Consider the following 8,423-nt stretch of genomic DNA (forward strand, 5'->3'; position numbering starts at 1 on the left):
GACCTTTTACATGAGTCAAGTCGAACGGTTGAGTTGTGCATGCTCAACGGGTAGATTGAGCATGCACAACTACCCTTGGGCCTGGGCTACGTCGACGCCTTGGCCCTCCCGAAGGGAAGGGGGGTCAGCGACGATGACTGAAGACGAAAGTCAGGCTGCGGCTGACGACCTCGCCAAACGCCTGCGACTTCTGATGGATGTCGCTGTCGCCGAGTCCGGCTCCGAACCGACCTACTCGCAGATCGCGGAGCATCTGAGACAACGTGGCATCAGCCTGTCTCGATCACGATGGACGTACATGGTCAACGGCCACCGATACGTTCAAGACACCGCAATCTTCGAGGGACTCGCGGACTTCTTCGACGTTGATGCTGCCTTTCTTGCGGGGGAGAGCGGCGTGGCTACCCCGGAGAAGGTCTCCGCCCAGCTCGACCTCGTGCGTTCGATGCGTGCAGCAAAGGTGAAGTCCTACGCTGCTCGCACACTCGGCGACATCTCGCCGAAGGCGCTCCAAGCCATCAGCAAGTTCCTGGACGAGGAAATGATGCGAACACCCGAGCACTGACGGGTGTCGCGCACCACGGAGCCGAGACCAGTAGCTGCTCGGCCGAGAGGGGGTAAACGTGAACACCGAAGAGACCGTAACGGCCGCCGTCTCCGATCTGCGGCTCGGCAGCAGATTCACGCTTGCGCACCTTCTCCAGGCCATACAGGAACGGCGCCATCGTAGGCTCCGCGTCGTCGAACTCGCCGACCTCGACACCCGCGACGGCATCTGTGCGCTCTGGCTGGTCACCGACACCGAGGACTTCGTGCTCCACGCACGCAGCGACTCTGCACTGCACCGCCAGCAGTTCGTCCTTCACGAGTTGGCCCACATGATCCTCGGTCACACGGAGGGCGACGATTGCACAGCCGGGGACGTCTTGCTGCCCAACATCCCTCCTCACACACGCGGACGCCTGCTCAAGCGACAGGACATTGACAGTGAGACGGAGATCGCCGCCGAGTCGCTCGCAGATCGGCTGGCCGCGGGCATCCGAGGATCGGTGTTCGCCGAGTCTCGCTATTCGGAGATATTCGGGTGATCCAGGCGCTCGTCGCGACGCTCATGTGGGCGCTCGTGGCGAGCCTGCTCATCTTCCGCCGCAAACGGGCGGATCGAAGCATCACCTACGCCTCCTTCACGATTGCCGTCGCGATGACCCTGAACGTCGACGCCATCTACCTCGCCACCGATCCGCTTCTTGGCGGCATGAACGTCACGACCCTCGTTTCGGATGGGCTGCTGATGACCGGGATCTTCTTTCTCGGTCGAGGCGTCATGAGGGCCGACGAGTACCGACCCAGGCTCGTGCGGGTCGCCGTGGGCATCCCGGTGCTCGTCGCCTCGCTTCTTGCGATCACCACGACGTTCGTGTTCATCGACCGAGGCACAACCACGACTCGGTTCATGATCGACCTCGGCGCGCAACCCGCAGCAGCGGCCTACTCGATCATCAACTTCAGCTACTTCTTCCTCGTAATCACGACGATGATGATCCTCGCCGCGCGGCAATATCTGCGCAGCTCCGGCATCCAGCGTCTCCCCGCGGCTCTGCTGAGCCTGGGATCGGCGTTCGGCGGCGCACTGTGCCTGGCCGTGCTCATCATGGACGTCGCACACGTCACAGGACATCTCGATCTCATGCGCGCCGTCCAACCCGCCTACGAACAGCTCTCTCTACTCGCGTTCCTTTTCCTATGCGCGGGCTTCGCCGCGCAGCCTGCCGTCCGCCGCGCACAGCACGACATGCGCCGGAAGCGCACCGTCGGCCTCGCGACACAGTTGGAGCCTCTCTGGAAGCGGGCGTCCCTCGTGCGGCCGGGGCTGAGCCAAGCAGACCCGCTCGCTGCGAGCGCGGATGACCTGGAGAGCCGTCTACACCGAGAGATCGTTGAGATCCGCGACGCGATGATCGACCCGCGCGTCACCTTCGACATCAGCGCAGCCGAGCGCGCACTACTGGATCGCGCGGAGAACCACCTCCTCGGACTCGACACGAGGGCGACACGGACCACCGCTTCGCCAGGGAGCCGAGTTGACGATGGGGCCAGCTCGTGATGCGCCGGGTCGCGCTGGGTGCCGGACTCGTCGCGGCAGGCGCGTTGGGTGTCGGCTGGACGATCGCGCGGCGGCTGACAGCCCGCAGCATGCGACGATACGACCTGACCGTCCGCGAGGTTGAGCACGAAAGCGACGGCTGTCTCATCGTGCTCGACCGAACTCACCTGACGGCAGCCGAAGGCGTTTACAACCTCTGGTTCGAGAACGGAGGCTGGGCGCAACTCTCCGCCGACGTGCTCGACCGTGGACCGACCCTGATCGCACGACAAGTGACGAGCACGGCATCGGGACTCACTCCTAGGGAAGGCGATCACGTCTCCTGGAGCGGCATCTACTACGCGACCCCCCATGACGCCAGCCTTGACGCACACGACATTACCATCGACACCCCTGCGGGGCCCGCCCCCGCCTGGCGCATCGACGGTGACAGCGCCACGTCGACGTGGGCGATCCACATTCATGGCCTCGGCAGCGTCCGAGCCGGAACACTTCGCGGCGTGCTCGCCGCGACGGAGCGCGGCTACACCTCGCTCGTCATCAGCTACCGAGCCGACGGCGAAGGCCCGGGAGTCGACAACGGTCGCTCAATGCTCGGCTTCACCGAGGCCGACGACGCCGCGGCTGCCATCGAGTACGCGACGCGGCACGGAGCCCGACAGATCGTGCTGTTCGGATGGTCGATGGGTGCCGCCATCGCGCTCCAGCTCGCTCACCACCCGTCGTATCGACGCAGCATCGCAGGTCTCGTGCTCGACTCGCCTGTGCTCGACTGGACGGAAGTCATCAAAGCGAACTGCACCCGCAGCGGACTCCCCGCAGCCGCGGGCAGCCTCGCGATCCCGTGGCTGACGCTCCGCCCACTCGCCCGCATTGTCGGCCTGCCCGAGAGCATCCCGCTCCGATCCTTCGACTGGACTGCTCGTGCCGAGGAACTCACCGCGCCCATGCTCATCCTCCACGGTACCCACGACGACTCCGTGCCGATACAGCTCTCACAAGCACTCCGAGATTCTCGGCCTGGCCTTGTTTCACTGGAGGTCTTTGAGGCCGGACATACGCTCTCGTGGAACTCTGACCCCGACCGATGGCAGGGCGCGGTAATCGCCTGGTTCGCCGCGCACGTCCCATCATGAACACACCTGCGGGGGGGCATGAACTGAGGGTGACGAAAGCGACGAGGACGTCGAGCACCGCGCAGAACTGTGCGCGACCGGTTCACGACGCGATCGGCGCGCCGTGACCTCCTCGGCCGACAGCTCCCGTCCGCCGAGATCCTCATGCATACCCGCCTGCAGCGCGTGCATCCGTTTCATCGCGGCGCGCAGGAACTCAATCCGATTGCCATGACCGAAGTGTGCGAGAAGCTCCTCGAGCAGCGGGGCATCTTCCTCCGCCACAGCGAAATCCGCACGACTTAGCCGGCATAACTCCTCTGCGAGGTCCGTGCACCACAGCGCGACATGTTGCTACTCGTGGTGGTGCGGGGCGCCGATCGCGTGCTCGGCCTGCTTGAGGGCTTCATCGACGATGGCGACGGCGTGCTCGTCGCTGAGCCGGTAGAACACGCGAGTGCCTTCTTGGCGGGTGGTCACGATGCGGGCCAGGCGCAGCTTGGCGAGGTGCTGGGAGACCGCGGTCGGGCTCTTGTCGACCTGCTCGGCGAGGCTGGTGACGGACTGTTCGCCTTCGCGCAGGGCCAGGATGAGCCGCACGCGGGTCGCGTCGGCGAGCATGGTGAACACCTCGACGGCAAGCTCGACGTAGGGGCTGTCGGGATGGCGGGCGCACGTGCGGTCGTCGGAGGTCACGAGCGTATCCTCTCCTGTTCTTCTACCGGACTGGGGGTGAGGCTGCGCCAGCTGCGGCTGGCGACGACGCCGGCGCCGATCGCGATAGCCGCAAGGAGAGCGGCGGCGGCGGTGAGGCTGACCGCGCCGAGCCAGCCGGCCAGCGGGTAGGTGATGAGGAAGCAGGCGTGCGAGAGGGAGAACTGCGCCGTGTAGATGTAGTTGCGGGTGGTGTCATCGGAGGCGCGCATGAGCAGCCGCGAGGAGGGTGTGCTGATCATGGAGTTGCCAGCGCCGATGAGCAGCCACAGCGGCAGCAGGACCCACCATGCGCCGGCCCAGCCGGCCGTGGCGGCGGCGGTCATCGCGATCGCGCCGAGAACGGCCGCGGAGCTGACGGCGGCGCCCAGTAGCATGAGCCGCCGGTCGCCGAGGCGTTCGACCAGGCGGGGGACGTTGAGGGCGACCGTGAGCGAGCCCGCCCCGTAGCAGGCGAGCGCCACGGCCAGGCTGCTGTTGTCGAGGGCGAACACGTCCCGGGCGTAGACGACGGTGTTGACCAGGACGAGGGCGGTTCCCGCGCCGACGACGAGGTTCATCGCCATCAGGAAGCGCAGGCTCGGGGTTCGGGCGAAGATCCGGACACCGAGGGTGGTGCGGTGCCACACGGACCCCGGGCTGGCGATCGGGATCCGGGGCGGGAATCGGGTCGCCAAGACGAGGGTGGCCGAGGCGGCGAACCCGATCGCGGTGCCGACGAACAGCCGGTAGAAGTCGATCAGGGTCAGCAGCGCGGCAGCCAGCAGCGGGCTCACCAGAGCCTCGAGGTCGTAGGCCAGGCGGGACAGGGAGAGAGCCTTGGTGTAGTCGCGCTCGTCGGGCAGCACCACGGGGATCAACGATTGGAAGGCGGGGGTGAAGGTGGCCGATGCGGACTGCAGGATGAACACCAGCAGGTAGATCTGCCACACGTCGGTGATGAAGGGCAGGATCAGGGCGACCCCGAGCCGGATCAGGTCCGCCCCGATGAGAACGGCCTTCTTCGGCAGCCGGTTCACCAGCGCAGCGATGATCGGGGCCACTCCGACGTAGGCGACCATCTTGATGGTCAGCGCCGTGCCGAGCACCGCGCCGGCATCGGCGCCGGCGAGGTCGTAGGCCAGCAGTCCGAGCGCCACCGTCAGCAGCCCGGTGCCGAGCAGGGCGACGACCTGCGCGGAGAACAGCTTCCGATAGCGCGGCTCCCGCAGTACGTTCAGCAACACTCTCTCCATACCTGCATGCGTGCGAAGGTACACAGGTTAGCATCGGCTGCGGGGTATGCTGCGGGGGCGCGGCATGGCACTCCGGCGCTACCCGAACACCACCCCTTGGTTCTGGAGGAAGGCAAGTGGGTCGATCGGGTTTCCGTTCTCGCGAAGGATGAAGTGGAGGTGGCATCCCGTGGACAGGCCCGTTGTCCCGGCGCGGCCGATGTTCTGTCCCGGTGCTACCGTCTCCCCGATCCGCACGCCGATGCCGCCCGGTTGAAGGTGCGCGTAGCCGGTGACGTAACCGTTGCCGTGGTCGATCTGGATGTAGTTTCCGAGGCCCCCATTCGGCCCGGCATAGGTCACTCGACCCGCGGCCGCGGCGTAGATCGGCGTCCCGCAGTAGTTCGCCCCTGAGAGATCGAGGCCGCTGTGGAACTTGCTGACACCGGGGAGCGGCGGCGGTCGCCACCCGAACCGTGAGGAGATGTAGCCCCGCGCGGGAAGCGCCCACCCGCTGGCGGTGACGATCCCCGCAGCGCCGGCGCCCCATCGGGCTTGGATGCCCTTGTTGTAGTCGGCCTCGGTTGCGCGTCGGTTCTCGGTCAGCACCACGAGTTGGGCTGCGAGCCGGGCCTCGTTCTCCTGCTGCTCGACGAGGATCGTCTCGGCCTCGAGGGCAGCGGTTTGGGCTTGTTCGAAGGCTGCGAGGGCGGCCTCCTGACGCCGGTCGAGTTCGGTTTGCGCGACGGCGGCCTGGTCCTGGAGCGATCTCGCCGTGTTCGTCAGCTGCGCGGCGCTGTCGTAGAGCTGCGCGTTCGTCTCGGCGAGCCTGGAAGCGATGCCGAGGGCGGTGAGCAGCTCGTCCGGGTCCTGAGAGGAGAACAGCAAGGTGGCGGTGAAGTCCAGCCCGCCCGATCGTTGCTGCCAGGCGACAAGGCGTGCGACCTGGGCGCGAGCAGTTTCCATCTCGGCCGCCGCGGCGTCGGCTTGGGTCTGGAGCTCCGTTGTGATCTGGGCCTGCTCGTCCGCGGCATCCTGCGCGCTGAGCCAGATCGCACCGGCTTCCTCGGCTACCTGCTGAGTCCGCTCTGAATCGCCCTGGGTTTGGTTCCGCTTCCTATTGGAGGATGGAGTATGCCCCGTCAGTATCCGCCGGAGTTCCGGCAGCGTGCGCTCAGGATGCTCGAGGAGTCGATGCCTGAGCATGAAACCGAGTACGCCGCGATCAGGCACGTTGGTGCCCGGCTTGGCGTCGGACCCGAGACTCTGCGGAAGTGGCGTCGTCGTGCGGAGATCGATACCGGCCAACGGCCGGGGTTGACCAGTGATGAGCATGCCGAGGTGAAGCGGCTTCGGCGGGAGGTCGCGGAGCTGCGGCGGGCGAACGAGATCCTGCGGACGGCGTCAGCGTTTTTCGCAGCGGAACTCGACCGCCCCACGACGAGATGATCCGGTACGTGGACACGTTCCAGGATCGTTTCGGGGTCGAGGCCATCTGCCGCATCTTGGGTGCGACAGAGTGTGGATTCATCACCGCCCGCGGCTACCGGGCCGCGAAGACCCGACCACCGTCGGCGAGGCGACTCTCCGATGAGCTGCTCGGCGCCGAGATGGTGCGTCTCCACGAGGAGAACTACGGGGTCTACGGGGTTCGGAAGATGCATGCGCTGATGCGCCGGCAGGGTTGGGCGATCGGCAGGGATCAGACGGCTCGGATCATGCGACAGCAAGGGCTCGAGGGCGTGCGGCGCTCGAAGAAGGTATTCACCACCAAGTCTGACCCTGCAGGCGTCCGGCCGGCCGATCTGGTCGAGCGGCGGTTTGTCGCCGATGCCCCGTGCCGGCTCTGGGTTGCGGACATCGAGCGCCACGAGGCGCTCTTGAACCTTGCGGTGGTGAAAGGACACCGCTCCACGCCTGTCGCAGCAGGCGTGTGATAGCTGGAGGACGAGCTGGCCCGTGGGCGTGAGCGGGTTGGGTGAAGCAGTCCTCGACAACGACGAGTCGTGCCAGAACTGCCAGATGGTGCGGGCTCGGCTAGCGAGACGGAGAGGCATACGGATAGGAACCAGTGGCTGAAAGCCTCTCAATACGAGACCACCGACTCCAACCTGGCGGATGCGGGTCGGGTTGCATCGCGCACCCTCACGGCCTCGGCGGTGAGGGGAACTCTTGGACTGGGTGATGTCGCCGGTCGGGAGGCCATGGTGAAAGCCTGCGGCGTAGCCGTGGCGAGGATGCTGGGGCATAACTGGGTGCCGATCCCGTCGAAGGGTTCGAGAGTGAACGTGGGAACCATCCCGGTCTCGCCGGAGGTGCGTCGCCGCCAGCGACGACGCCGAAGGCTGAGCGCACGGCCTGCTGATCGGGCCGGGATGGGGCGGAGGACCCGTAGTAGTCCGAGGCCGGGAAAGCCGGCCGCATGGCGAAGGGGTCCAGTGTGATCGCAGGACCGACAAGCAGTAAGGGAGACACAGCCGTGAATGCGGATGTTTCGTGGCCTGCCGACGTAACGGAGGCGTGGGCGCGGGTACTGAGAATGCAGACGAAACTGCACCGATGGGCGACGATCGACCCCGGTCGTCGCTTCGATGATGTGTTCAACCTGGTCTACGACCCCGGCTTCCTCGTTGCGGCGTGGAACCGGGTGCAGGGCAACAAGGGAGGCCGCACCGCCGGAGTCGACGGAATCGCCCCGCGATCCGTCCCACCGGGCAAGGTGCGCGGGATGCTCGCCGAGCTACGCGAGAGCGTGAAGCACGGCGGGTTCGTCCCAGAGCGGGTGCGTCAGAAGTCGATCCCGAAGGCTGGCGGCAAGGTCCGCAAGCTGGGGATTCCGACGATGACGGACCGGGTCGTTCAAGCCTCTCTGAAGCTGGTGCTGGAACCGATCTTCGAGGCCGACTTCCAGCCGTCCTCGTATGGGTTCCGGCCACGCAGGCGGGCGCAGGACGCGATCGCGGAGATCCACTACTACGCCTCACGTGGCTACGTGCAGGTGTTCGAAGCGGACATCACCGCGTGCTTCGACGAGATCGACCACGACGCGCTCATGCAGCGCGCCCGGGCACGAGTCGCCGACAAGTGTGTGTTGCGCCTGATCCGCGGGTTCCTGAACGCGGGCGTCCTCAGCGAGGACGGCGTGAACAGGAACACCTTCACCGGCACCCCGCAAGGCGGGATCTTGTCGCCACTGCTGGCGAACATCGCCCTGTCCGTGGTGGACGAGCACTTCCAACGCAAGTGGGACGCGCTCGGCCCGCAATGGTCGCGCAC

General features: G+C 66.3%; 11 protein-coding genes. 8 read left to right on the forward strand and 3 right to left on the reverse strand.

What is annotated here, in order from left to right; translation table 11 throughout:
* Window positions 1–133 precede the first annotated feature (133 nt).
* The 5 genes from B3587_RS03165 to B3587_RS03185 all read left to right on the forward strand — a co-directional run bounded on the left by B3587_RS03165 (window position 134) and on the right by B3587_RS03185 (window position 3,525).
* Window positions 134–565 carry a hypothetical protein gene (locus tag B3587_RS03165; protein WP_292726492.1) on the forward strand — a complete coding sequence of 144 codons (432 nt, stop codon included), beginning with the start codon at window positions 134–136 and terminating at the stop codon, window positions 563–565.
* Between the two features lie 58 nt (window positions 566–623).
* Complete coding sequence (locus B3587_RS03170) at window positions 624–1,088, forward strand: hypothetical protein (RefSeq protein ID WP_125131942.1); 465 nt, start codon at window positions 624–626, stop codon at window positions 1,086–1,088.
* Window positions 1,085–2,104 carry a DUF6545 domain-containing protein gene (locus B3587_RS03175; RefSeq protein ID WP_292726495.1) on the forward strand — a complete coding sequence of 340 codons (1,020 nt, stop codon included), beginning with the start codon at window positions 1,085–1,087 and terminating at the stop codon, window positions 2,102–2,104. The genes B3587_RS03170 and B3587_RS03175 overlap by 4 nt, the downstream gene beginning before the upstream one ends.
* Complete coding sequence (locus tag B3587_RS03180) at window positions 2,104–3,240, forward strand: alpha/beta hydrolase (RefSeq protein WP_292726508.1); 1,137 nt, start codon at window positions 2,104–2,106, stop codon at window positions 3,238–3,240. Before B3587_RS03175 ends, B3587_RS03180 begins: the two co-directional genes overlap by 1 nt.
* Window positions 3,241–3,384: 144 nt before the next feature.
* Window positions 3,385–3,525, forward strand: a complete 141-nt coding sequence (locus B3587_RS03185; RefSeq protein WP_292726497.1) for a hypothetical protein — start codon at window positions 3,385–3,387, stop codon at window positions 3,523–3,525.
* 48 nt (window positions 3,526–3,573) lie between these two features.
* Here B3587_RS03185 and B3587_RS03190 read toward each other — a convergent pair whose 3' ends face one another.
* From B3587_RS03190 to B3587_RS03200, 3 genes are all read right to left on the reverse strand, one after another.
* Window positions 3,574–3,915 carry an ArsR/SmtB family transcription factor gene (locus B3587_RS03190; protein WP_292726499.1) on the reverse strand — a complete coding sequence of 114 codons (342 nt, stop codon included), beginning with the start codon at window positions 3,913–3,915 and terminating at the stop codon, window positions 3,574–3,576.
* Window positions 3,912–5,156, reverse strand: coding sequence for an MFS transporter (locus tag B3587_RS03195; RefSeq protein WP_414683108.1), 1,245 nt, complete (start codon window positions 5,154–5,156; stop codon window positions 3,912–3,914). The genes B3587_RS03190 and B3587_RS03195 overlap by 4 nt, the downstream gene beginning before the upstream one ends.
* Window positions 5,157–5,246: 90 nt before the next feature.
* A complete protein-coding gene (locus tag B3587_RS03200) occupies window positions 5,247–6,353 on the reverse strand; it encodes a M23 family metallopeptidase (protein ID WP_414683106.1) in 1,107 nt (368 codons plus the stop codon).
* Between B3587_RS03200 and B3587_RS15875 the strand changes: the two genes are divergently transcribed.
* The 3 genes from B3587_RS15875 to B3587_RS03210 form a co-directional block, all read left to right on the forward strand.
* Complete coding sequence (locus B3587_RS15875) at window positions 6,342–6,596, forward strand: transposase (RefSeq protein WP_414683107.1); 255 nt, start codon at window positions 6,342–6,344, stop codon at window positions 6,594–6,596. The genes B3587_RS03200 and B3587_RS15875 overlap by 12 nt on opposite strands.
* A gap of 8 nt (window positions 6,597–6,604) precedes the next feature.
* Window positions 6,605–7,084 carry an IS3 family transposase gene (locus B3587_RS03205; RefSeq protein WP_292726504.1) on the forward strand — a complete coding sequence of 160 codons (480 nt, stop codon included), beginning with the start codon at window positions 6,605–6,607 and terminating at the stop codon, window positions 7,082–7,084.
* Between the two features lie 602 nt (window positions 7,085–7,686).
* Window positions 7,687–8,423: reverse transcriptase domain-containing protein (locus B3587_RS03210; protein ID WP_292726506.1), on the forward strand; the 737-nt coding region annotated here is incomplete at its 3' end.

The sequence above is a fragment of the Microbacterium sp. UBA837 genome (assembly GCF_002296025.1).
Classification (GTDB): Bacteria; Actinomycetota; Actinomycetes; order Actinomycetales; family Microbacteriaceae; genus Microbacterium.

Excerpts from the sequence above, each read along its gene's own strand:
- B3587_RS03180 (WP_292726508.1), top strand. The coding sequence starts at position 2,104 with ATGCGCCGGGTCGCGCTGGGTGCCGGACTCGTCGCGGCAGGCGCGTTG.
- B3587_RS03165 (WP_292726492.1), top strand. The coding sequence starts at position 134 with ATGACTGAAGACGAAAGTCAGGCTGCGGCTGACGACCTCGCCAAACGC.
- B3587_RS15875 (WP_414683107.1), top strand. The coding sequence starts at position 6,342 with ATGCCTGAGCATGAAACCGAGTACGCCGCGATCAGGCACGTTGGTGCC.
- B3587_RS03185 (WP_292726497.1), top strand. The coding sequence starts at position 3,385 with ATGCATACCCGCCTGCAGCGCGTGCATCCGTTTCATCGCGGCGCGCAG.
- B3587_RS03200 (WP_414683106.1), bottom strand. The coding sequence starts at position 6,353 with ATGCTCAGGCATCGACTCCTCGAGCATCCTGAGCGCACGCTGCCGGAA.